Below are 21,164 nucleotides of genomic sequence, written 5' to 3'. Positions count from 1 at the left end.
CTCAGTCCTGTTGCGGGTCGACGACGGGATTCAGCACGAACCAGTCGGCGGGGTCCAGCGTTTCATTGCCCTGGCGCAGTTCCAGATACAGCGTCTCGCTGCGTCCGGCCTCGGCGCCCTGGGCGGCATCGGCGACGAATTGCGATCCGAATTCCTGGGCGGGGGCTTCCGCGCCCCCCATCAAGCCCACCGGATCGCCCGCCTTCAAGACGTCGCCCACTTCTCCGAAGACCTGGGACAGGCCTGCGAAGATCATTAGATAGCCGCGCGCGGGCTCGACGATCATCACATTGCCGTAATCCAGGAACGGCCCGCGATAGCGGATCGTCGCAGGCCAGGGCGTCTGCACCAGCGCCGCGGGGGCGGTGGCGATCACCCAGCCCGGTCGGCTGACCCCCGCCGCGTCCGGCTCCCGATAGGGGCGCAGCACGGTCCCCACCACCGGCAGGGCCAGGCTGCCGCGCGCGCCCTCGAAATCGTCCATGGGCGCGCCCACGTCCTTTTCCATCCGCGCGATGCCGGTCGCGAAATCGTCCAAGCTCTGCGCGGCGGCACGCAGGGCCTGCAGCTCCTCAGGGTCCTCGGCATATCGCGCGGGCATCGAGCTGCGGTCGGTCACGGCGCTGGCCAGCAGGCGGCGGGCCTCCTGGACGCTGTCCAGGCCGCTGCCCAGCATGCCGGCGGCGTTCGACTGCAGCTGGCGGACGGTGGCGATCTCGTCCAGATCGGCCTGCAGGGCCTCGGCCTCGGCCCGCAGGCCGGGGGTGACGCCCGACAGGATCATCCCGGACCGCGCATTGGCCAGCGCCCCCGCCGGATGCAGCAGCATCGTCGATTCGGGGCTTTGCTGCAGCGCGGTCATCGCGCCCAGGACGCGCGCCAGTTGGTCGCGCTGCGCCTCGAACCGGTCGCGCAGCTCGGCCTCGCGGCCACTGGCCTGGCGCAGGCCGCCGCGCAGGGCGGCCAGGCCCAGTTCGTATCCGCGAATGACCTCGGTCAGGGCCACCACCTGGTCGTCGGCGCTGACCGCCTCGGCCAGCTGGCCGATGGCCGCGCGCAGCAGGGCCGCGGCGGCCTCGGCATCCGCGACCGCCTGGTTGGCGGGGGTGGTCTGCGCAAAGGCCGGACCGGCAAGGGCGGCGCAGAGCGCCAGGGCAAGGCGGGTTCTCATCGGACGATCAGGCTTTCCCCGGTCATGTCGGAGGGCTGATCCAGCCCCATCAGCGCCAGGACCGTCGGCGCCAGATCGGCCAGGCGCCCGTCGCGCAGACCCGTGACGCCCGGCGCGCCATTGACGATGACCGGGACCGGGTTCAGCGTGTGCGCGGTATGCGGCCCGCCCGTCACCGGGTCGATCATCTGTTCGCAATTGCCGTGATCGGCGCAGATCACCGCCGCCCCCCCGACCGCGTCCAGCGCGGCCAGCATCCGGCCCAGGCCGCGATCCACCGCCTCGCAGGCGCGGGCGGCCGCGTCCAGATCGCCGGTATGGCCGACCATATCGGGGTTGGCATAGTTCACCACGATCAGATCGTAGCCCTGACCGATCACTTGGACCAGCTTGTCGGTGACCTCGACGGACGCCATCTCGGGCGCCAGGTCATAGGTCGCGACCTTGGGGCTTTGCGGCATATGGCGATCCTCGCCCGGTTCCGGCGTTTCCTTGCCGCCGTTCAGGAAGAAGGTCACGTGGGGGTATTTCTCGGTCTCGGCCAGGCGGAACTGGCGCAGGCCCTTGGCCGCGACCCAGGCCCCAAGGGTGTTCTGCACCTGCCGCTTGGGAAAGGCCGCCTGCATGAAGCTGTCATGGCGGGTCGAGTAATCGACCATGCCCAGCATCGCGGCCCAGGCCGGGCGTGCGGCGGCGTCAAAGCCGTCGAAGACGGGATCGCCCAGGGCAGACAGGATTTCACGCGCGCGGTCGGCGCGGAAGTTCAGGCAAAAGACCCCGTCACCATCCCGCGCACCCGCATAGCCACCGATGACGAAGGGCGGCACGAACTCGTCCATCTCGCCGCGCGCATGGGCCGTGGCGATGGCGGACGCGGCGTCCGGCGCGGCCTCTCCCTGTCCGGCGACGACGGCGTCGAACGCGCGCTGCACCCGGTCCCAGCGGCTGTCGCGATCCAGTGCGTAATAGCGACCGATCACCGTGCCGATCTGCGCCCCCGCGGGCAGGCCGTCCTGCAGCGTGGCCAGGAAGCCCGGTGCCGAATCGGGGGCCACGTCGCGACCGTCGGTGATCGCGTGGATCACAACCGGCACGCCTGCCTGCGCCACCGCGCGGGCCGCGGCCAGCACATGGACGATATGACCGTGAACACCGCCATCCGAGACGACACCCAGAAGATGCGCGGTCCCGCCGGTGGCCTTCAGCCGGTCGATGAACGCCAGCAGCGGCGCGTTGCGGCCAAAGCTGCCATCCTCGATCGCCAGATCGATCGCGCCCAGGTCCATCGCGACCACGCGTCCGGCGCCGATATTCGTGTGACCCACCTCGGAATTGCCCATCTGGCCGCGCGGCAGGCCCACGTCGGGACCGTGCGTCACCAGCGTCGCATGGGGACAGTCGCGCATCAGACGGTCGAAATTCGGGGTCGCCGCCCGGTCCGGGGCGCTTTGTTCGGATCGGGTGGACTGGCCCCAGCCGTCCAGAATGCACAGGATCACGGGTTTGGTCATCGGAGCCTCGCGGTTTTGCCCTTACTTACGCCTCGCGGGCGGCGGCGGCAACCAAGCCCGCCCAAGCCCGGTGCCCCCCTATGCCCGGTGCCCCCTATGCCCGGTGATAGGGCGACCCGGCGAGGATCGTGGCGGCGCGGTACAGCTGTTCGGCCAGCATCACGCGGACCAGCAGATGCGGCCAGACCATCCGGCCCAGGCTGATCTGCCAGTCGGCCCGCGCCCGCAGCGACGGGTCCAGCCCGTCCGCGCCGCCGATCACGAAGCACACGTCGCGCGCCTGGTCGCGCCAGTCCGCCAGCCGCGCGGCGAATTCGGGAGAGGTCGGCTGATCGCCGCGTTCGTCCATCATCACCACCGCCGCGCCGGGCGGGATGGCGCGGGACAGCAGGTCCGCCTCGGCGGCCATGGTGCCGGCGCGGCGATCCTCGACCTCGACGACGGACACGGCCGGCAGCCCCAGGCTGCGGCCGGTCTTGGCAAAGCGCTGCAGGTAATCGGCGACCAGCGCCGCCTCGGGGCCGGTCTTCAGCCGCCCCACGGCGGCGATGTCGATCCGCATCGCGGCGGATCAGTCCTGCGGCTGATAGCTGGACGGTTGGGCGGGTTCGCGCACGCGGGCCAGCGCATCGGCGGGCAGCCACATCTTTTCCAGCTGATAGAAGTCGCGGACCTCGGGGCGGAACACGTGGACGATCACGTCGTCCGTGTCGATCAGCACCCAGTCGCCGGCATCCTTGCCCTCGATCCGGGGGCTGCGGCCGGTGACCTGCTTCACGCGCTCGGCCAGCTTCTCCGCGATGGCGCCCACCTGGCGCGAGCTGCGCCCCGAGGCGATGACCATGTGGTCGGCAATGGCCGTGCGACCGCGCAGGTCGATGCTGACGACCTCCTCGGCCTTGTCGTCATCAAGGGAATTCAGCACCAGGGCCAGCATGTCGTCACTGGTATGCTGGCTGGTCTGCTGGGTCGAGGTCGGCCGACCGGCCGACGGGGCGTCTTGTGACAGGGTGTAGTCCTCCGGTCCGCGCGCCGATAGCCCCCGGCGCAGGGGTTCCCCCAACATAGCATCTTTTCGGCCCGTCTCAATCTCTCGCGGCATTTTCCTTGACATGCGCGCGCTTGCCAGCAGGCGGATGCTGGCCTAATCTGGCCCGATGATGCGTTATTTCGACATTCATGACCGCGCGCGCCTGCCGGGCCGCTTCTACGGCGAGATGCTGGGCGTGACCGCGCAGGGCTGACGGCTGCCCGCCTGTCACCCTTCCCGCATCACAGCCGAAAGACCTCAGCCATGACCCCTGCACGCACGCTTTACGACAAGATCTGGGACGCCCATGTGGTGGACCGCCAGGAAGACGGCACCTGCCTTCTGTATATCGACCGCCATCTGGTCCACGAGGTGACCAGCCCGCAGGCCTTCGAGGGGCTGCGCATGACCGGCCGCCCGGTCCGTGCGCCCGAACGCACGATCGCCGTGCCCGACCACAACGTGCCCACCACGCTGGACCGTCAGACCGGCATCGACAACGAGGAAAGCCGCATCCAGGTGGATGCGCTGGACCGCAACGCCCGCGAATTCGGGGTGGTCTATTACCCGGTGAACGACATCCGCCAGGGCATCGTGCACATCGTCGGCCCCGAACAGGGCTGGACCCTGCCCGGCATGACCGTCGTCTGCGGCGACAGCCATACCGCGACCCACGGCGCCTTCGGCGCGCTGGCCCACGGCATCGGCACGTCCGAGGTCGAGCATGTGCTGGCCACCCAGACCCTGATCCAGGGCAAGTCCAAGAACATGAAGGTCGAGATCACCGGACGCCTGGCGCCCGGCGTGACCGCCAAGGACATCGTCCTGCGCATCATCGCCGAGACCGGCACCGCAGGCGGCACCGGCCATGTCATCGAATATTGCGGAGAGGCGATCCGCAACCTGTCGATGGAAGGCCGCATGACCATCTGCAACATGGCGATCGAGGGCGGCGCCCGCGCCGGCCTGATCGCCCCGGACGAGGTGACGTTCAATTACGTCAAGGGCCGCCCCCATGCGCCCAAGGGCGCCCAGTGGGAGGCCGCCGTCGCCTGGTGGAAGACGCTCTTCTCGGACGACGGCGCGCATTTCGACAAGGTCCTGACCATCCGCGCCGAGGACATCGCGCCGACCGTCACCTGGGGCACCAGCCCCGAAGACGCGCTGCCGATCACGGCATCCGTGCCCGACCCGGAAAGCTTTGCGGGCGGCAAGGTCGATGCCGCGCGCCGGTCGCTGGACTATATGGGCCTGACCGCCGGCACGCCGCTGACCGACATCGCCATCGACGCGGTCTTCATCGGATCCTGCACCAACGGCCGGATCGAGGACCTGCGCGCGGCCGCCGACGTGCTGCGCGGGCGCAAGCTGGCGCCGGGCGTGCGCGGCATGGTCGTGCCGGGATCGGGCCTGGTCCGCGCCATGGCCGAGGAGGAAGGGCTGGACCGCATCTTCATCGACGCGGGCTTTGAATGGCGGCTGGCCGGCTGCTCGATGTGCCTGGGCATGAACCCCGACCAGCTTAAGCCCGGCGAACGCTGCGCCGCGACCAGCAACCGCAACTTCGAGGGGCGCCAGGGCTACAAGGGCCGCACCCACCTGATGAGCCCCGCGATGGCGGCCGCCGCCGGCGTCACCGGACGCCTGACCGACATCCGCGAATTCGCGCACGAACCGGCCTGAGGACATCATGGACAAGTTCACCACCCTGACCGGCATCGCGGCCCCCATGCCGCTGGTCAACATCGACACCGACATGATCATCCCCAAGCAGTTCCTGAAGACCATCAAGCGGTCCGGCCTGGGCGTGAACCTGTTCGATGAGATGCGCTATGACCGCGACGGGAACGAGATCCCAGATTTCGTCCTGAACCGGCCCGCCTATCGCGACGCCCAGATCCTGATCGCGGGCGACAATTTCGGCTGCGGCTCCTCGCGCGAACATGCCCCCTGGGCGCTGCTGGATTTCGGCATCCGCTGCGTCGTCTCGACCAGCTTTGCCGACATCTTCTTCAACAACTGCTTCAAGAACGGCATCCTGCCGGTGGTCCTGCCCCAAGATGCGGTCGACGCGCTGATGCGCGATGCCGAAAAGGGCGCGAATGCCCGCATCACCGTCGATCTGGACGCGCAGACCGTGACCGGCGCGGACGGCACCGAATACGGCTTCGACATCGACCCGTTCCGCAAGCATTGCCTGATGAACGGCCTAGACGACATCGGCCTGACGATGGAAAAGGCCCCCGCCATCGACACGTTCGAGACGCAGATGGCCCAGGCCCGCCCTTGGGTCTAAGGGCCCTTGCCCTGGCCTTGCTGCTGGCGGGCCCGGCGGCGGCCGATCCGCTGCGCATCGCCACCTGGGACCCCGGCCTGTCGCGCGACGGGCCGGGTCTTTTGTTGCGCGACATCATGGCCCGCGATCCGCAGGTTGTGGCCGCGGCGCAGGTGATCGCCCATGCCGCGCCCGATGCGATCCTGCTGACAGGGCTGGACTGGGACCTGGACAACCGCGCGCTGACCGCATTCGCGGGCCTTCTGGCCGAACAGGGTCATGCGATGCCGCATCATCATGCGACGCAATCCAACCGCGGCATGGCCACGGGCGTGGACCTGGATGGCGACGGACGCGCGGGCCAGCCCCGCGATGCGCAGGGCTATGGCGCCTTCACCGGACAGGCAGGGCTGGCGGTGCTGTCGCGGCTGTCCATCGCGGGCGTCACCGATCACAGCGCGACGCTGTGGCGCGACCTGCCGGGCCACCGGATGCCCGGAAGCCCCCATGCCGACATCCAGCGCCTGTCCAGCACGGCGCACTGGGACGTGGCGCTGGACACGCCTGCGGGGCCGCTGCACCTGCTGGCACTGGCCGCAACGCCGCCCGCCTTCGAGGATCGCAATCCCGCCCGCAACCATGACGAGGTCACCTTCTGGCTGACCCACCTTCCCGACGCGCCTTTTGCGATCCTGGGCAACCTGAACGTCGATCCGCAGGACGGCGACGGCGATCCGGCCACGCTGGCGGCGCTGGCCGCCGTTACCCAGGACCCCCGGCCGCGCGGCGCATGGCAACCTCCGCAGACCGGCCCGAATGCCGGCCAGCGGGGCGACCCGGCGCTGGATACGGCGGAATACGACCGCGCGCCTGGCAACCTGCGACTGGACTACGTCCTGCCTGCGAAGGGGCTGTCGGTGCTGGCGTCGGGTGTCGTCTGGCCCGCGCCCGACGATCCGCTGGCAGAGGCCGTGGCGCTGGCCTCGCATCGCAGGCTGGTCTGGGTCGACCTAGACCTCAAATGAGGTGACGGCCTCCCAGGCCGCATCCAGGTCGCCCCCCGTCACGCAATAAGGCGGCAGCACATAGACCGTGTTCCCCAAGGGACGCAGCAGCACGCCGCGATCCATGCAATGCGCCCGCATCCGCGGCCCGACTTCGGACAGATAGCCGCCCTCGGGCACGACCAGGTCGGCGGCGGCGATGGTGCCGCATTGGCGGATGTTGGTGAACCGCCCGTCCAGCCGCGCCAGCCGTTCGGCCTGCATGGCGGACAGCGCGTCCAGCCGCGCCTGCATCGGGCTGGCCTGCCACAGCCGCACCTGCGCCAGCGCCGCCGCGCAGGCGATCGGGTTCGCGGTATAGCTGCTGGAGTGATAGAAGGTCCGTCGCCGGTCGGTCGAGCGATGCGCGTCGAAGATCCGCCCGCTGGCCAGCGTCGCCGCCAGCGGCACCACGCCCCCGGTCAACCCCTTGGACGTGCACAGAATATCGGGCGCGACGCCCGCATGATCGCAGGCCCACAACCGCCCGGTGCGGCCCCATCCGGTCATCACCTCGTCGGCGATCATCAGCACGTCGTGGCGGTCGCAGATCGCCCGCAGCCCGGCCAGAACCGCGGGGTCGTACATCCGCATCCCCCCCGCGCCCAGCACCAGCGGCTCCAGAATGATCGCCGCCATCCGCCCGCTGGCCGCCAGCGCCTCGAACGCCGCCAGCGTCGCGGCACCGTCGCCCTCGGGAAAGGGCAACCGGTCCACCCCGAACATCAGCGGGTCATAGGCCGCGTTGAAGACCCCCCGCTCTCCGACGCTCATCGTGCCGATGGTGTCGCCGTGATAGCTGTCCTCGATCACCGCGATGCGGTGGCGGCCGTCGCCCTCGTGGCGCCAATAGCCCAGGGCCATCTTCAACGCGACCTCGACCGCGGTCGATCCGCTGTCGCTGTAGAACACGTGGTCCAGCCCCGCGGGCGTCATTGTCACCAGCGCCTCGGCCAGCTCCTCCGCCGGGTCATGGGTCAGCCCGGCAAAGATCACCTGGTCCAGCCGCCCGGCGGTCTCGCGGATGGCCTCCACGATCTGGGGCTGATTGTGGCCATGGGTGACCACCCACCAGCTGCTGATCCCGTCCAGCAGCGGGCCGCGATCGGTCAGGATATGCGCGTCCTGGGTGCCGACCGCCCGGGGCGGGGCCGGTTCGGTGCCATGCTGAAAAAACGGATGCCAGACGGCGCTCATGCGAAATCCCCTGCACTAAACGCGGATCGCATCGCGGCGCTCAGGCTGTCCCTGTCCAGCCGGTCCAGCAGGGGCAGGCGTCCCAGCACCCTGACCCGACCCAGATCGCCGATGGTCGCCATGTTGTCGTCATTCGCAGGCCCGACGAAGGCTACGCCATGCACCGGCACGCCCCGCGCGCGCAGGCTTTCCAGCGCGGTCAGGCTGTGGCTAATCGTGCCCAGCCCCGTGGCACAGACGACGATCACCGGCACCTGCCAGCGCGCGAACAGGTCCGCGAACAGCACCTGCCGCGTGACGGGCACCAGCGCGCCGCCCGCCCCCTCGATCACCAGCCGCGCGGCATCGGGCGGCGTCCAGCCCGCCGGGTCCAGCGTGACGCCCGCCAGTTCCGCCGCCCGGTGCGGCGACAGGGGCTGGGGCAGCAGCACGGCCTCGGGGTGGGTCCGGGCGCCGGACAGCCGCTCGACCTCGGCGCGGTCGGTGCCGGGTTGGGCGGCATCCCCGCGGGCGGCGGAAATGGCGTCGTTTTCGACGTTCCCGGCCAGCCCCGACTGCACCGGCTTCCAGTACTCTGCCCCGATCAGCCCGCACAGCCCGGCCGCGAAGACCGTCTTGCCGACATCGGTGCCGGTGCTTGTGATCACAAATCCGGCCACAGATCCTCCAGCGTCTCGGCCAGCCGCAGCACATCCGCGCGCGTGGCGTTCAGCGTCAGCGACACCCTCAGCCGCGACGTGCCCTCGGGCACCGTCGGAGGGCGGATGCCGCGCACGTCGAACCCGCGCGCCTGCACCTGTGCGGCCAGCGCCATGGTTTCGGCATTGGGTCCGACGATCAGCGGCACGATCTGGCTGCCGCTCAGCGGAACCTGCGGCAGGCGGCGCGCCATCTGGTCGTGGAACGCCACGACATGGCCCGCCAAGGTCGCCTGGCGCCACGGTTCGTCCTGCAGCATCGCCAGCGCCTCCAGCCCCGCGGCCGCCATCAGCGGCGACGGCGCGGTGGCAAAGATGAAGGGCCGGCAGCGGTTCACCAGGAAATCGATCAGCACCCGCGCCCCGCAGATCAGCGCACCGGACCCGCCCAGGGCCTTGCCAAGCGTATGCAGCGTCACGACGTTGTCGCGCCCTTCCAGGTGATGGGCCAGTCCCCGCCCCCGGGGACCGAAGACACCCGTCGCATGCGCCTCGTCGATCAGCAGAAAGCCGTGCGCGTCCGCCAGCCGCATCAGGTCGTCCAGCGGCGCCCGGTCCCCGTCCATGCTGTAAAGGCTCTCGACCGCGATCCAGACCGCCCCCGTGTTGCCCGCGCGGCGCCATGCGGTGATCACATCCTCGGCGTGGCCGACATCGCCGTGGCGAAAGCTGGCGACCTCGGCGCGCCCGGCCCGCGCCCCCTCATGCGTGCTGGCATGGGCCAGCGCATCCATCAGCAGCAGGTCGCCCCGCTGAGGCAGGGTGGTGATGACCGCAAAGTTCGCGACATAGCCCCCACCAAAGCCCAAGGCCGCCTCGGCGCCGAAGAACCGTGCGGCGGCATCCTCGAACCCGGCCTGCCGGTCGGTGTTGCCCCGCAGCAGGCGCGACCCCGCCGCGCCCACCGGAACGCCCGCGTCCAGCGCCCGCACGACCGCGGTCCGCATCCGGTCGCTTTGCGCAAGGCCCAGATAGTCGTTCGACGAAAAGTCGATCCCCCGGCGCTCAGCCAGGCTGCGCAGCCGCGCATCGCCCGCCAGACCCTGCAGGTCGCGTCGATAGGTCGCCAGCCGGTCCAAGCCGCGGCCCCGGCCCTAGCGCAGGATCGGAATGGCGGGATCGGCGGCCAGCAATTCGGCCCGGCGCGCTGCGTCGGGATGATGTTCGTGCGCCTGCATGGGCTGAAGGCCCAGCTTGGCGAACAGGCGCATGTCGCTTTCCTCCTCGGGGTTGTCTTTGGTCAGCAGCGTGTCGCCCACGAAGATCGAATTGGCCCCGGCAAAGAAGCACATCGCCTGCATCTCGTCCGACATGGCGGTGCGGCCGGCGGACAGGCGGACATGGCTGCGCGGCATCATGATGCGCGCGGTGGCGATCATGCGCACGAAATCGATGGGGTCCACCGGGGCGGCGTCGGCCAGCGGGGTGCCCTCGACCGGGATCAGCATGTTGATCGGCACGCTTTCCGGCGCGACCGGCAGGTTGGCAAGCGTCACCAGCATGTCGACGCGGTCCTGCGGCCCCTCGCCCAGACCCAGGATGCCGCCCGAGCAGACCTTGATCCCGGCCTGCCGGACGGTGTCCAGCGTATCCAGCCGGTCGGCAAAGCTGCGGGTCGTGATGACGTTGCCGTAATGCGCCTCGGACGTGTCGATGTTGTGGTTGTAGTAGTCCAGCCCGGCATCGGCCAACTGGCGCGACTGGTCCGCATCCAGCATGCCCAAGGTCATGCAGGTCTCCATTCCCAGGGCCTTGACGCCCTCGACCATGGCGATGATCTGCGGCATGTCGCGTGCCTTGGGGCTGCGCCAGGCGGCGCCCATGCAATAGCGCGTGGCACCGGCGTCGCGTGCGCGGCGCGCCTCGGCCAGCACGCGCTCGACCTCCATCAGCTTGGATGCCGACAGGCCCGACGCATGGCGGGCCGACTGGCTGCAATAGCTGCAATCCTCGGGGCAGCCGCCGGTCTTGATCGACAGAAGGCGGCTCAGCTGCACGCGGTTCGGGTCGAAATGCTGGCGGTGCACGGTCTGCGCCTGAAACAGTAGATCCATCAGCGGCAGGTCAAAGACGGCGCGCGCGCCCTCGGCGGTCCAGATCTTGCGGTGGCTGTCGGTGTTCGGATCGCTGTGCAACATGGCTCTTCCCCGTGGCTTGGCACCGTGCCTAGCATCCCGGTCGCAGCCTGTCCAATGCCGCCGACGGCTCAGTATTTCTCCTTGCGGCGGCGTTCCGCCTCGTCCTGTCCCAAGCCCAGCAGCGCCTCGGCCCGGCCGAATTCGCGCGCCGCCTGCTGGCGGGCGATCTGGAACCGGGGCAGCATCCGCTGCAGCTCCTGGTCGGCATGGCGCAGCTCTCGTGCGGCACGCCCGGCCTGGGCGTTGGCGATGCGCGCCTCGGGCAGGGTCAGGGGGGCGGTGCTGTCATAGCTTTGCGCCAGCGTGGCCTGCAGCGAATCGATGCGCTGGCGTGCGACGGTCATGTGCGCATTGAACGCCGCAAAGGTCTTGAGCTGACGCTCGGCCTTCAGCCGCGCGATGCGTTCCAGCTGCTGCAGCTGCTTGATCTTGTCTACCATCCGGAACGGGCCTTCTGTCGCATCTTCTCGGCAAAGCGGATCGCGGCGGCGACGGCGGCGAAATGGGCGCGGTCGATCTCCTCGCCCACCTTGACCTGGGCGTGGATGGCGCGGGCGCAGGGCGGGTCGGACCAGATGGGCACGCCCGCCTCGGTCGCCTTCGCGCGAATGCGGGCGGCGACCTCGTCGGTGCCCTTTGCCACGCAGACCGGGGCACGGCCGGACCCCCGCGACCATTTCAGGGCGACGGCATAATGGGTCGGGTTGACGATGATGACGTCGGCGGTGGGCACGTCGGCCAGCATCTGTTTCATCGCGATGTCGACCGCGCGCTGGCGGCGGGCGCCCTTCATGTGCGGGTCGCCTTCGGAATCCTTGAACTCGTCCTGCATCTCCTGGCGGCTCATGCGGTTCTTGCGTCGGTGGTCGAACCACTTCCACAGCATGTCCGGCACGGTGAAGACGATCGAGACGACCAGCCCCAGCATCAGCACCTGCCCCAGGATCGAGCCCAGCGCCGCAACCCATTGCCCGTCCGCCATCGCCGCGGCGGCGATCCGGTCCAGCAGCGATGCGAACAGGAACCACCCCCCCGCACAGACCAGTCCGGCCTTGCCCAATGAAAAGGCGAAGGTCACCAGGCCGTCCTTGCCGAACTTCTGCGCGGCGTTCTTGACCGGGTTGATGCGCTTGATGTCGAAGGCCAGCTTCTGGGGCGAAAAGATCAGCGCCCGCGTGGCGATCAGGCCCAGAAGGATCGCCCCCATCACCAGCGCGGCCAAGCCGATCGTGGCGGTCGCGGCATAGGCGGCCAGGCCGCGCGCGATCGGTGCCGGCCCGCTGTCCGACCAGCCCTCGGCACCAAGCGCCCGCGTGGCCATGGCCATCCATTGGCGCACCGCAAAGCCGGCCATGACCGAAAAGGCCAAGAATGCCCCCAGATACATCATCGTGACGTTCAATTCCGTCGATCGCGGAATGTCGCCCTTTTCGCGCGCACGCTGCAGCTTCTGGTCGGTGGCCTCGAACTGCTTGTCGTCGGTATCCTCGCTCATCCGCGGTCCCTCATGGCAGTGCCGGCAGCATGAAGCCCATGACCGCGTTGGCCCAGATGCCGACCAGCAGCGGCGCCAGGATCACCAACCCCATCAGCGCCAGCAGGATGGAGGCGGGCGCGCCGATGAACACGACCGGCAGGGCGGGCATCACCCGGTTGATGACGCCCGACAGCGCCTGGTACAGGAACCCGCCCAAGGTGAAGGGCGCGGCCAGCATCATCGCCAGCCAGAAGCTGTCGGTGACCATGCGGACGACGGCCATCACCAGTCCCTCGACCTGGGGCAGGTCCGCGGGCGGCCAGAGACGCAGGCTGTCGGCGATCAGTTCGACGATCATGACCGGCAGGCCCATGGCCATCAGGACCGCCATGCCGGCCAGGTGCAGCATGTTGCCGATGGGATGGGGCGACATCTCGTTCTGGATGCCCATGATCTGGGACAGTGACGCGGTCGCGGCAATGGCCGTGGTGGCGATGTCTATGGCGATGGTCAGCAGCCGCAGCATGATGCCCGTGGCAAAGCCCAGAACCATCTCGACCCCGACCTGCGCGATCATGCCCAGGGGCTGCGCGGGCATCTGCGGGCCGGGCGCGATGCCCGACAGCAGCGGCGCCAGCGCCAGCGCGATCGCCACCTTGACGCGGGCCGAGATCACGCGTTCGCCCAAGCCCGGCAGGGCCACCACGCAGGCCTGCACGCGGACATAGACCAGCACCAGCGCCCAGTCCAAGCCCGGGACGATGGCCTGCAGCTGGTCCCACATCATGCGGCCTCGACGGTGCCCAGCAGGCGCAGTTCGGCGGCGGGATCGATCTCCTCCAGACCCAGGACCGGGACCGCCATGCCGTTGGCCCCCAGCACCGCGCGGACCATGCGGCGCCGGTGGTCGGGCGCGACCAGCACGGTGCGGGCGACGGGTTCAGCCAGGGACAGCGCGCGGCGGGTGGCCTCGACCAGCTTCTTGGACATGGCGGGGGTCATCGCCCCGCCTCCCGCACGTCCGGTTTCGGCATCGGCGCGCACGAACTCCGCCTCCCAGGCGGGATGCAGCTGCAGGGCTGCGACGCGACCGGCCTCGTCCGAATATTGCTGGGTGATCTGGCCGCGCAGGCGCTTGCGCACCAGCTCATAGATCGTCTCGGCCGATTCCACGTTGCGGAACTCGCAGATGGCATCCACGATCAGCGGCAGGTTGCGGATCGAGATCCGCTCCTCCAGCAGGGCGCGCAGGATCGCCAGCAGCGTCTCGGGCGTCACCTTGTCCGGCATCATCGCGTCGAAATACTTGCGATATCGTTCAGCGCGGCCGGTGTCGGACAGGGTCTTCAGTTCCTCGATCTGGCGCTGCATCGCGCCCAGGGTCAGCAGTGCGGGCAGGTTGGCCTTGACCACCTCCATCAGATGCGTGGACAGCACTTCCATCGGGGTCACGACGGTGGCGCCCATGGTCGCCGCGTCCTCCTGGTCGGTCGGATGGATCCAGCGGGCCGGGCTGGAATAGACCGGCTCGCGGACCGCCACGCCGCGCAGATCGGCCAGCACGGCATCCGGGCCAAGCGCCAAGATCTCGGCCGGGCGCAGGGTGCCGCGACCGCGGATGACGCCGTGGATGCGGATCTGATAATCGCCGGGCGGCAGATCGTCGGTGTCGGTGATGCGCACATCCGGCAGGATCAGGCCGAAGCTGTGGGCGATGTGGATGCGCAGGTTGCTGATGCGGCTGCCCAGGCCCCGCGCCTGGTCCAGCGCGGTCACGATCAGGTCCGACCCGATCTCGACGCTGATGTCGTCGGTGTCCAGAACGTCCCCAATGCGGGCGGCGGGCTTGATCGCGCTGTCGCCCAGGGGCAGGTCGGGCAGCGCCTCGTCCGCGATGCGGCGTTTCTGCGCGATGCGCCAGGCCATGAAGCCCATCCCCGCCGCGATCCCCAGAAACAGCGGCTTCGGCATGCCCGGCACAAGGGAGATCACCACCATCGCCGCCGCGACCATCGCCGCCGGCTGCCAGCTGCGCACGAACTCGGTCGACATCAGGCCCGCGGTGGTTTCCGTGGCCCCGCCCCGCGACAGCAGCAGCGCCGCCGCCATCGAGGTGATCAGCGCCGGGATCTGGCTGACCAGCCCGTCCCCGACCGTCAGGTGGGAATAGGTCGCCGCCGCCTCTCCCAGGGGCATTCCGTGGATCGTGATGCCTACGACCAGACCGATGCACAGGTTGATCAGCGTGATGACGATCCCCGCCACCGCGTCGCCCTTGACGAACTTCGACGCGCCGTCCAGCGAGCCGAAGAAGCTGATCTCGCGCTGTTCCTGGATGCGGCGGCGCTTCGCCTCCTGGTGGTCAATGGCGCCGGCGTTCAGATCGCCGTCGATGGCCAGCTGCTTGCCGGGCAGCGAATCCAGCGCAAAGCGGGCGGCGACCTCGGCCATGCGGCCCGAGCCCTTGGTGATGACCATGAAGTTCACCACAGAGATCACCGCAAAGATCGTGATCCCGACCAGGATCGACCCCCCTGCCACGAATTCGGCAAAGCCGTTGATGACCGAACCCGCCGCCTCCTTGCCGTTCTGCCCTTCGGTCAGGATCAGCCGGGTCGACGATACGTTCAGCGACAGCCGGATCACCAGGCTGACCAGCAGCAGGACCGGGAACGCCTGAAAGTCGGTGGGCTTCTCGACCAGCGAGGCCATGACCAGCACCATCACGGCGGTGGCGATAGAGATGGCGATGCCGAAATCCAGCACGCCGGCCGGCAGCGGGATCACCATCGAGATGACGACCAGCACAAGGCCGCCCGTGACAAGCAGGGGCGCGTCCAGGATCTTGGTGGACTTGCCCGAGAGGGCGGCAATGGGGGTCATTCGCGGGGCTCCGTTCTGGTGGCCGCGGGGCGCAGGAGGTCGTCAAGCGACCAGGGACGTTCCGTTAACAATCCGATGCGGCGCAGATAGGCGATCGCCTGCAGCCGGTCGGCACTGTCCATCTGCAGCAGCGTCACGCGATAATCGCGCGGCAGCCCCTGTCCGGTCAGCAGCCATTCGTCGGCGGTGCGGCGAAAGCCGTCCAGCCCGGCGGCGGCGACCGGACCAGCGGCCAGGCAGGCGATCAAAAGCGGCAGGCCGATCCGGGTCATCACGCCGCCTTCTTCAGCTCTCTCAGGGCGCCTTCCAGCGTGTCGAAGCTGGGGCGCACATGTTCGGGCACGGTCTGGCGGCCAACCTCGACGCACAGGGTGGTGGCGTGCTGGTGCAGGCCCGCGACCAGGACCGACTTGACGACCTCGTAAAAGCCCAGGTCCTGCTTGACGACCGCGCCAAGCCGGTTGGCCAGCGGCGCCACGAAGCCATAGGACAGGAACACCCCCAGGAAAGTACCGACCAGCGCCCCGCCGATCATCTTGCCCAGAATCGAAGGCGGCTGATCGATCGAGGACATGGTCTTGATCACGCCCAGAACCGCCGCGACGATCCCCAGGGCGGGCAGCGCGTCGGCCATGTTCTGCAGGGCGTGGGGGACGTGCATCTCCTCCTCCTTGAGGACGGCGATGCGGCGGGACAGCATGTCCTCGACCTGGTAGGGATCGTCATAGTTCAGGCTGGCCGAACGCAGCGTATCGGCGATCAGCGAGACGACATGATGATCCGCCGCCAGCTTGGGATAGGCGGTGAAGATCGGTGATTCGCCCGGATTCTCGATGTGCTGTTCCAGCGCGACGGGGTTCTCCTTGGCGATCTTGAGCAGCTGGAACATCAGACACAGCACGTCCTGATGATCTTGGGCGTTCCATTTCGGGCCCTTGAAGGCGCGGATCAGCCCGCCCAGGGTGGCCTTCAGCGTATGGCTGTCGTTGCCCAGCAGGTAGGCGCCGACGGCGGCACCCATGATCATCATCATCTCGAAGGGCAGCGAATGCAGGATCACGCCCATCTTGCCGCCGGCCAGCAGGTAGCCGCCGAACACCATGGCGATCGTAAGGAATATTCCGACGAAACCGAACATTGCGGGGTTCCTTATGGGTTGCGGACGCTGCGCGCGCCCATCTGGGCGGTCAGCAGGGCGGCCTGGCGCGGCTCGACCGCGGCGATGATGCGGGCGCCGGCCTCGGGCTGGACGCGCATCAGGATCTCGGCCGCGAAATCGGCGGGCAGGTTGGTCAGGATGGCGGCGGCCTCGGCAGGTTTCATCTGGTCATAAAGCGCGATCAGCCGGTCGATGTCGGTGCGCACGGCCTGGGTCGCGCCGTCCTGGCGGGCCGTGATGCTGCCCTTCTGGGCGCGCAGTTCGGCCAGCCGTTCGCGCAGCGTGCTTTCCGCCTGCACAAGCTCGGCCTTCCGCGCGTCGATGGATTCCATGTAGCGTTCTATGCGCAGCGCACGGTCGCGCAGCTCCTCGGCCAGGGCCACGGCCTCGGGGACATCGCCGCAGCCGTCCAGCAGGTCGGTGGGCGCGGCCACGGCGGCAAACACCCCCGACAGGTTCTGGCCCTGCCAGATCATCGCACCGGCCGGCAGGGCGAACAGCAATGTCAGCGCGGGCAGCAGATGCCTAGCCATGGGACACCTCGCGCTTGCGCAGGCGGCGACCCGAAGGCATCGGCTGCGGCGCCTCGGAGGCGGCGGCCCCGATGCGCTGCCGCAGATCCCAGATGGCGCGTTCGCGGCGTGCGGTCTCGATCTCCTCGGCCAGGCGCTCGCTGGCGGCGGTGGCCTCGTCGCGGGCCGACCGGATGGCGCGTTCCAAGCGGTCGACCTCGGCGGCCATGACGGCGATCGCGCCCCCCAGACCGCTTTCCAGATTGTTCATCCGCCGCAGGCGCCGTGCCAGGGTGGCGCAGAAGACGCCAAGCCCCAGACAGGCAGCCAGCAGCAGGATCTGCATCAGTTGTTCCAGGGTCATTTGAATCGAAACTCCGTGATCAGAAGGTCCTTGACCGGCTCCTCGCCCAGGACGAAGCGGGTGCGAGTGACCAGTTCGGCGCGGATCACCTCGAGGACGCCGCGCTTGTCATAGGCCGCCGGATCGACGCCCGAGAGGAAGGTCGTGAACGCGTCCGACACGCGCGGCATCAGGTGGGTCACCTCGGCCTTGTGGGTGGTGTCGGTCTCGATCGTCGCGGACAGGACCAGGCTGCGGGCGCGGCCACCCGGGATGACGATCTCGATGGTGGGGATGTCGATGAACTCGACGCTCATGTGCTCGGTCGACTGGACCGGCTCCTCGGGGCCCGACAGCATGCCGGAGGGCGACCAGAAGCCCAGATAGCTGGATGCGAATCCCGCCCCGCCCAGGACCAGCGTCGCCACCAGCGGGATCAGCAACCCCTTCTTTCCGCGCGGCTTTTCGGGTGCCGCCGCAACAATGTCGGTCATCGTGATTCTCCGTCCTGACCAGACCGAAATATCAGGTTGCGACTAACCAATTCTTAACGTGGCCCATGTCATTTCAGGGTCAGACGACCATGACGCGATGATTCGAAAGGAACGGTTTTGCAAAAACTGCAGGACTACTGGAACGAGCGAAGCTCTCGACAGCGGATGATCCTGGGGGCGGCCTTTCTGGGGACGTTCCTGGTGATCGCAGGGTTCGGCTGGATGGCCAGCCGCCCCAGCATGGCCCTGATCTATGGCGGGCTGGACAGCGCCCAGGCCGGCGAGGTCATCGCCGGCATCGAACGCGCCGGCGTTCCCTACGAGGTGCGGGGCGACTCGATCTATGTCGCGGCCGATCAGCGCGATCGCCTGCGGATGGATCTGGCTGCCGAAGGCCTGCCCGCCGCCGGCAGCACCGGCTACGAGCTGCTGGACGGCATGTCGGGCTTTGGCACCACGTCGCAGATGTTCGACGCCGCCTATTGGCGCGCGAAGGAGGGAGAGCTGGCGCGCACCATCCTGGCCCTGCCCAACGTCCAGACCGCCCGCGTCCACCTGGCGATCGAGACCGGACGCGGATACCGCCGCGACCAGAACGGCAGCGCCTCGGTCACCCTGACCACCAATGGGGGCACGATCACGCGCGAACAGGCCGCGGCGCTGAAATACCTGGTGTCGTCGGGCGTGCCGGGCATGCAACCCGACCGCGTCACCGTCATCGATTCGCAGCGCGGGATCATCGCCGCGACCGAGGACCAGACAGGAGCCGACCGCGCGGCCGAGATGAAGCGCAACGTCGAACGCATCCTGGAGCCCCATGTCGGCATTGGAAACGCCATCGTCGAACTGAACCTGGACCTGCTGACCGAAACAGAACTGCTGACCGAACAGCGTTATGACCCCGAGGCCCGCGCCCTGATCTCCACCGTGACCGAGGAGACGACGGACGAGAGCAACTCGACCGGAAAGGGCGCAGTCACCGCGGCCTCGAACCTGCCCGACGCCACGGAACAGCCGGGCGACACCAGCCAGAGCAGCCGCGCCGAGAACCGTACCCAGTCCAATTTCGAGGTCAGCCGCACCACGCGTGAGGTTCAGCGCCAGCCCGGATCGACCCGCCGCCTGACCGTCGCCGTCCTGGTGAACGGCGTCCCGCAGAGCGGCGCCGATGGAGAGACCACCCTGACCCCCCGGTCCGAGGCCGAGCTGCAGACGCTGCGCGAGCTGGTCGCCTCTGCCGTAGGCTATGACGAGGCGCGGGGTGACCAGATCACCGTCAAGTCGCTGCCCTTCGCCACGCTGGGCGAGAATGGCACCCTGGCCACGCCGGGCTTCCTTGATCGGCTGGCGCTGAACGATCTGGCGCGCATCGCGCTGATCGGCGTCTTTGCGCTGGCCGTGATCGTGATGGTCCTGCGCCCGATGATGCGCAATCGCGCGCCCGCCCCTGCGCCGATGCTGGACAACAGCCTGCCGCCGATGCCCCCGATGATGGGCGGGCTGACGGGCATGATCGACGACGAGCCCTCTCCGGACAACCCGCGGATCGTGCCGATCGAGTTTCCGGGGCTGGACCAGCTGGCCCTGCCCCCTGCCGATCCGGTCGCCCGCCTGAAGGCGATGATGAAGGACCGCCATGACGAGAGCGTCAAGATCCTGTCGGGATGGATCGACAACAAGGAGAAGGTGAATTGAGCCTGGCCCTCTTCAAGCTTGAGTCCTTCTCGAACGCTGTCGCGGCGCGTGTCGAGGTGACCTACACGCAGGCCGACCTGGACCAGGCCTTTGCCGACGGCGTGGCGCAGGCCAGCGCGCAGGCCCAGGACGACCAGCTGCGCGCCCTGAGCGCCAGCCTGGAACAGGTCGCCGCCGGTCTGGCCGCGGACGAGACCCGCCGCCGCCAGATGCGCCAGGAGGCGGTCGATGCGCTGGCGCCGATCCTGCATCAGGTCCTGGACCTGATGGCCCCGCCCCTGTCGTCGCGCCGGCTGGAGGAGGCCCTGCAGGCAGAGCTGACCCATCTGGCGCAGCGCGCGACCCCCGTGGGCCTGCGCATCGCCTGCAGCGACCGGCTGGCCGACATGGTCCGCCGCTGCCTGGCCCAGGCCGGCCTTGAGGGCATCGAGATCGCCCCGGTCCCGCAGGACCTGATCACCGTGTCGCTGCAGGGCGGCCACATCGACTTTACCCCCGACAGCATCGCGGGCGACATCCGCGCCCTGATCGCGGAAATCACCCAGGAGGACAGCACATGGACGCACTGAAGCATCTGATCGACACCGACACCATCCAGGTTGAGGTGACCATCCGCCTTGGCCGCACGCGCCAGACCGTCTCGCAGCTGTCCTCGCTGCGCGCCGACGACATCCTGGTCCTGGACCAGGCGATCGAGGACGGGGTCGAGATCTGCGTGGGCGACAAGGTCATCGCGCGGGGCGAGCTGACCGGCGACGGATCGGCCGAAGACCGGCTGTGCGTGCGCGTCCTGGGCGCGACGGGGGCGGCGTGATCCGCGCCGCGGCCCTTGTCGCGGTCGCGGCCCTGCTGCCCTCGCCCCTGTGGGCGCAGGACCTGGGCGGCGCCCTGGGCGCCGGGCTGGGCGACAATGCGGTGATGCTGGTCCTGGTGCTGACGGCGCTGTCGCTGGCACCGGGCATCGCGATCATGGTGACCGCGTTCCCGTTCATCGTGACGGTCCTGTCGATTTTGCGCCAGTCGATCGGCCTGCAGCAATCCCCGCCGAACATGCTGATCGTCAGCCTAGCGATCTTTCTGACCTGGTTCATCATGGACCCGGTCCTGCGCGAGGCCTGGACCGTCGCGGGGCTGCCCCTGCAACAGGGTCAGATCGGCATCGCCGAGGCTTTCCAGCGCGGCATCGTGCCGTTCGAGGGGTTCATGGCGGCCCGCACCGACCCCGACACCTTGGCCAACCTGGCCGAGATCGCGCCCGGCACCGGCCCCGCAGACCGCCTGTCGGTGCTGATCCCGTCCTTCATGCTGTCCGAGATCCAGCGCGCATTCGAGATCGGGTTCCTGATCGCCCTGCCCTTCCTGATCATCGACCTGGTCGTGGCGGCCGTGCTGATGTCGATGGGCATGATGATGCTGCCCCCGGTGGTGGTGTCGCTGCCCTTCAAGCTGGCGTTCTTCGTGGTCGTGGACGGATGGGGAATGATCGCGGGCGCGCTGGTGCGCAGCTATGCGCCCGGCTGACCCCCCTCAGGGGATCA

General features: G+C 68.9%; 24 protein-coding genes. 7 read left to right on the top strand and 17 right to left on the bottom strand.

Annotated features, from left to right (window positions below; genetic code table 11):
• Position 1 precedes the first annotated feature (1 nt).
• From PRL19_RS05730 to rsfS, 4 genes are all read right to left on the bottom strand, one after another.
• Entirely contained in the window at positions 2-1,171 is a 1,170-nt protein-coding gene (locus tag PRL19_RS05730; protein WP_273744183.1) for a murein hydrolase activator EnvC family protein, read from the bottom strand.
• Positions 1,168-2,682, bottom strand: a complete 1,515-nt coding sequence (gene gpmI, locus PRL19_RS05725; RefSeq protein WP_273744182.1) for a 2,3-bisphosphoglycerate-independent phosphoglycerate mutase — start codon at positions 2,680-2,682, stop codon at positions 1,168-1,170. Before gpmI ends, PRL19_RS05730 begins: the two co-directional genes overlap by 4 nt.
• Positions 2,683-2,776: 94 nt before the next feature.
• Positions 2,777-3,244: a 23S rRNA (pseudouridine(1915)-N(3))-methyltransferase RlmH gene (rlmH, locus tag PRL19_RS05720; protein WP_273744181.1), complete on the bottom strand. Its 468-nt coding sequence runs from the start codon at positions 3,242-3,244 to the stop codon at positions 2,777-2,779.
• Between the two features lie 9 nt (positions 3,245-3,253).
• Positions 3,254-3,619: a ribosome silencing factor gene (gene rsfS / locus PRL19_RS05715; protein WP_045982838.1), complete on the bottom strand. Its 366-nt coding sequence runs from the start codon at positions 3,617-3,619 to the stop codon at positions 3,254-3,256.
• Between the two features lie 357 nt (positions 3,620-3,976).
• Between rsfS and leuC the strand changes: the two genes are divergently transcribed.
• The 3 genes from leuC to PRL19_RS05700 are packed head-to-tail and all read left to right on the top strand — an operon-like array spanning position 3,977 to position 7,012.
• Positions 3,977-5,395, top strand: coding sequence for a 3-isopropylmalate dehydratase large subunit (gene leuC / locus PRL19_RS05710; RefSeq protein WP_045982810.1), 1,419 nt, complete (start codon positions 3,977-3,979; stop codon positions 5,393-5,395).
• A gap of 7 nt (positions 5,396-5,402) precedes the next feature.
• Entirely contained in the window at positions 5,403-6,008 is a 606-nt protein-coding gene (leuD, locus tag PRL19_RS05705; protein WP_046000684.1) for a 3-isopropylmalate dehydratase small subunit, read from the top strand.
• Complete coding sequence (locus PRL19_RS05700) at positions 5,999-7,012, top strand: endonuclease/exonuclease/phosphatase family protein (protein ID WP_273744180.1); 1,014 nt, start codon at positions 5,999-6,001, stop codon at positions 7,010-7,012. The genes leuD and PRL19_RS05700 overlap by 10 nt, the downstream gene beginning before the upstream one ends.
• Here the strand turns inward: PRL19_RS05700 and PRL19_RS05695 are convergent.
• From PRL19_RS05695 to PRL19_RS05635, 13 genes are all read right to left on the bottom strand, one after another.
• The gene (locus PRL19_RS05695) at positions 6,998-8,227 is read right to left on the bottom strand and encodes an adenosylmethionine--8-amino-7-oxononanoate transaminase (RefSeq protein WP_273744179.1); all 1,230 of its coding nucleotides are present in this window, start codon (positions 8,225-8,227) and stop codon (positions 6,998-7,000) included. The two genes, PRL19_RS05700 and PRL19_RS05695, sit on opposite strands and share 15 nt — an antisense overlap.
• On the bottom strand, positions 8,224-8,874 hold the full coding sequence (bioD, locus tag PRL19_RS05690; RefSeq protein WP_273744178.1) for an ATP-dependent dethiobiotin synthetase BioD: 651 nt from the start codon (positions 8,872-8,874) through the stop codon (positions 8,224-8,226). The genes PRL19_RS05695 and bioD overlap by 4 nt, the downstream gene beginning before the upstream one ends.
• Positions 8,871-10,004: an 8-amino-7-oxononanoate synthase gene (locus PRL19_RS05685; protein WP_273744177.1), complete on the bottom strand. Its 1,134-nt coding sequence runs from the start codon at positions 10,002-10,004 to the stop codon at positions 8,871-8,873. Before PRL19_RS05685 ends, bioD begins: the two co-directional genes overlap by 4 nt.
• Positions 10,005-10,019: 15 nt before the next feature.
• A complete protein-coding gene (bioB, locus tag PRL19_RS05680) occupies positions 10,020-11,063 on the bottom strand; it encodes a biotin synthase BioB (protein ID WP_046000679.1) in 1,044 nt (347 codons plus the stop codon).
• A gap of 68 nt (positions 11,064-11,131) precedes the next feature.
• On the bottom strand, positions 11,132-11,503 hold the full coding sequence (locus PRL19_RS05675; RefSeq protein WP_045982803.1) for a hypothetical protein: 372 nt from the start codon (positions 11,501-11,503) through the stop codon (positions 11,132-11,134).
• Positions 11,497-12,558 (bottom strand): flagellar type III secretion system protein FlhB, encoded by a 1,062-nt coding sequence (flhB, locus tag PRL19_RS05670; protein ID WP_148911171.1) that lies wholly within the window; start codon positions 12,556-12,558, stop codon positions 11,497-11,499. Before flhB ends, PRL19_RS05675 begins: the two co-directional genes overlap by 7 nt.
• A gap of 10 nt (positions 12,559-12,568) precedes the next feature.
• Positions 12,569-13,327 carry a flagellar biosynthetic protein FliR gene (locus PRL19_RS05665; RefSeq protein ID WP_273744176.1) on the bottom strand — a complete coding sequence of 253 codons (759 nt, stop codon included), beginning with the start codon at positions 13,325-13,327 and terminating at the stop codon, positions 12,569-12,571.
• Positions 13,324-15,423: a flagellar biosynthesis protein FlhA gene (locus PRL19_RS05660; protein ID WP_273744175.1), complete on the bottom strand. Its 2,100-nt coding sequence runs from the start codon at positions 15,421-15,423 to the stop codon at positions 13,324-13,326. Before PRL19_RS05660 ends, PRL19_RS05665 begins: the two co-directional genes overlap by 4 nt.
• Positions 15,420-15,695 (bottom strand): hypothetical protein, encoded by a 276-nt coding sequence (locus PRL19_RS05655; RefSeq protein WP_052714842.1) that lies wholly within the window; start codon positions 15,693-15,695, stop codon positions 15,420-15,422. Before PRL19_RS05655 ends, PRL19_RS05660 begins: the two co-directional genes overlap by 4 nt.
• Positions 15,695-16,561 (bottom strand): flagellar motor stator protein MotA, encoded by an 867-nt coding sequence (gene motA, locus PRL19_RS05650; protein WP_273744174.1) that lies wholly within the window; start codon positions 16,559-16,561, stop codon positions 15,695-15,697. Before motA ends, PRL19_RS05655 begins: the two co-directional genes overlap by 1 nt.
• An 11-nt stretch (positions 16,562-16,572) precedes the next feature.
• On the bottom strand, positions 16,573-17,115 hold the full coding sequence (locus PRL19_RS05645) for a MotE family protein (protein ID WP_273744173.1): 543 nt from the start codon (positions 17,113-17,115) through the stop codon (positions 16,573-16,575).
• On the bottom strand, positions 17,108-17,458 hold the full coding sequence (locus PRL19_RS05640) for a hypothetical protein (RefSeq protein ID WP_046000675.1): 351 nt from the start codon (positions 17,456-17,458) through the stop codon (positions 17,108-17,110). Before PRL19_RS05640 ends, PRL19_RS05645 begins: the two co-directional genes overlap by 8 nt.
• Positions 17,455-17,931, bottom strand: a complete 477-nt coding sequence (locus PRL19_RS05635; protein WP_046000674.1) for a flagellar basal body-associated FliL family protein — start codon at positions 17,929-17,931, stop codon at positions 17,455-17,457. The genes PRL19_RS05640 and PRL19_RS05635 overlap by 4 nt, the downstream gene beginning before the upstream one ends.
• A 117-nt stretch (positions 17,932-18,048) precedes the next feature.
• Here PRL19_RS05635 and fliF point away from each other — a divergent pair, with 117 nt between their 5' ends.
• Genes fliF through fliP form a run of 4 tightly spaced genes read left to right on the top strand, consistent with a single transcriptional unit; the run spans position 18,049 to position 21,147 of the window.
• Entirely contained in the window at positions 18,049-19,626 is a 1,578-nt protein-coding gene (gene fliF, locus PRL19_RS05630; protein ID WP_273744172.1) for a flagellar basal-body MS-ring/collar protein FliF, read from the top strand.
• The gene (locus PRL19_RS05625; protein ID WP_046000672.1) at positions 19,623-20,195 is read left to right on the top strand and encodes a hypothetical protein; all 573 of its coding nucleotides are present in this window, start codon (positions 19,623-19,625) and stop codon (positions 20,193-20,195) included. Before fliF ends, PRL19_RS05625 begins: the two co-directional genes overlap by 4 nt.
• Positions 20,183-20,440, top strand: a complete 258-nt coding sequence (locus PRL19_RS05620; RefSeq protein ID WP_042245210.1) for a FliM/FliN family flagellar motor switch protein — start codon at positions 20,183-20,185, stop codon at positions 20,438-20,440. The genes PRL19_RS05625 and PRL19_RS05620 overlap by 13 nt, the downstream gene beginning before the upstream one ends.
• A complete protein-coding gene (gene fliP, locus PRL19_RS05615; protein ID WP_405045252.1) occupies positions 20,440-21,147 on the top strand; it encodes a flagellar type III secretion system pore protein FliP in 708 nt (235 codons plus the stop codon). The genes PRL19_RS05620 and fliP overlap by 1 nt, the downstream gene beginning before the upstream one ends.
• The last annotated feature ends 17 nt before the right edge of the window (positions 21,148-21,164 follow it).

It is taken from the genome of Paracoccus marcusii (assembly GCF_028621715.1).
In the GTDB taxonomy this organism is placed as follows: domain Bacteria; phylum Pseudomonadota; class Alphaproteobacteria; order Rhodobacterales; family Rhodobacteraceae; genus Paracoccus; species Paracoccus marcusii.
Note: the sequence above shows the minus strand (reverse complement) of the source record. Positions and strands in the feature narration are given on the sequence as shown.

What these genes read in the sequence shown, in the direction of transcription:
- flhB (WP_148911171.1), bottom strand. Translation starts at nt 12,558, where the DNA reads ATGAGCGAGGATACCGACGACAAGCAGTTCGAGGCCACCGACCAGAAG.
- leuD (WP_046000684.1), top strand. Translation starts at nt 5,403, where the DNA reads ATGGACAAGTTCACCACCCTGACCGGCATCGCGGCCCCCATGCCGCTG.
- PRL19_RS05640 (WP_046000675.1), bottom strand. Translation starts at nt 17,458, where the DNA reads ATGACCCTGGAACAACTGATGCAGATCCTGCTGCTGGCTGCCTGTCTG.
- rsfS (WP_045982838.1), bottom strand. Translation starts at nt 3,619, where the DNA reads ATGCTGGCCCTGGTGCTGAATTCCCTTGATGACGACAAGGCCGAGGAG.
- PRL19_RS05665 (WP_273744176.1), bottom strand. Translation starts at nt 13,327, where the DNA reads ATGATGTGGGACCAGCTGCAGGCCATCGTCCCGGGCTTGGACTGGGCG.
- motA (WP_273744174.1), bottom strand. Translation starts at nt 16,561, where the DNA reads ATGTTCGGTTTCGTCGGAATATTCCTTACGATCGCCATGGTGTTCGGC.
- PRL19_RS05695 (WP_273744179.1), bottom strand. Translation starts at nt 8,227, where the DNA reads ATGAGCGCCGTCTGGCATCCGTTTTTTCAGCATGGCACCGAACCGGCC.
- PRL19_RS05620 (WP_042245210.1), top strand. Translation starts at nt 20,183, where the DNA reads ATGGACGCACTGAAGCATCTGATCGACACCGACACCATCCAGGTTGAG.
- PRL19_RS05675 (WP_045982803.1), bottom strand. Translation starts at nt 11,503, where the DNA reads ATGGTAGACAAGATCAAGCAGCTGCAGCAGCTGGAACGCATCGCGCGG.
- PRL19_RS05730 (WP_273744183.1), bottom strand. Translation starts at nt 1,171, where the DNA reads ATGAGAACCCGCCTTGCCCTGGCGCTCTGCGCCGCCCTTGCCGGTCCG.
- bioB (WP_046000679.1), bottom strand. Translation starts at nt 11,063, where the DNA reads ATGTTGCACAGCGATCCGAACACCGACAGCCACCGCAAGATCTGGACC.
- gpmI (WP_273744182.1), bottom strand. Translation starts at nt 2,682, where the DNA reads ATGACCAAACCCGTGATCCTGTGCATTCTGGACGGCTGGGGCCAGTCC.
- rlmH (WP_273744181.1), bottom strand. Translation starts at nt 3,244, where the DNA reads ATGCGGATCGACATCGCCGCCGTGGGGCGGCTGAAGACCGGCCCCGAG.
- leuC (WP_045982810.1), top strand. Translation starts at nt 3,977, where the DNA reads ATGACCCCTGCACGCACGCTTTACGACAAGATCTGGGACGCCCATGTG.
- PRL19_RS05655 (WP_052714842.1), bottom strand. Translation starts at nt 15,695, where the DNA reads ATGACCCGGATCGGCCTGCCGCTTTTGATCGCCTGCCTGGCCGCTGGT.
- PRL19_RS05660 (WP_273744175.1), bottom strand. Translation starts at nt 15,423, where the DNA reads ATGACCCCCATTGCCGCCCTCTCGGGCAAGTCCACCAAGATCCTGGAC.
- PRL19_RS05635 (WP_046000674.1), bottom strand. Translation starts at nt 17,931, where the DNA reads ATGACCGACATTGTTGCGGCGGCACCCGAAAAGCCGCGCGGAAAGAAG.
- PRL19_RS05645 (WP_273744173.1), bottom strand. Translation starts at nt 17,115, where the DNA reads ATGGCTAGGCATCTGCTGCCCGCGCTGACATTGCTGTTCGCCCTGCCG.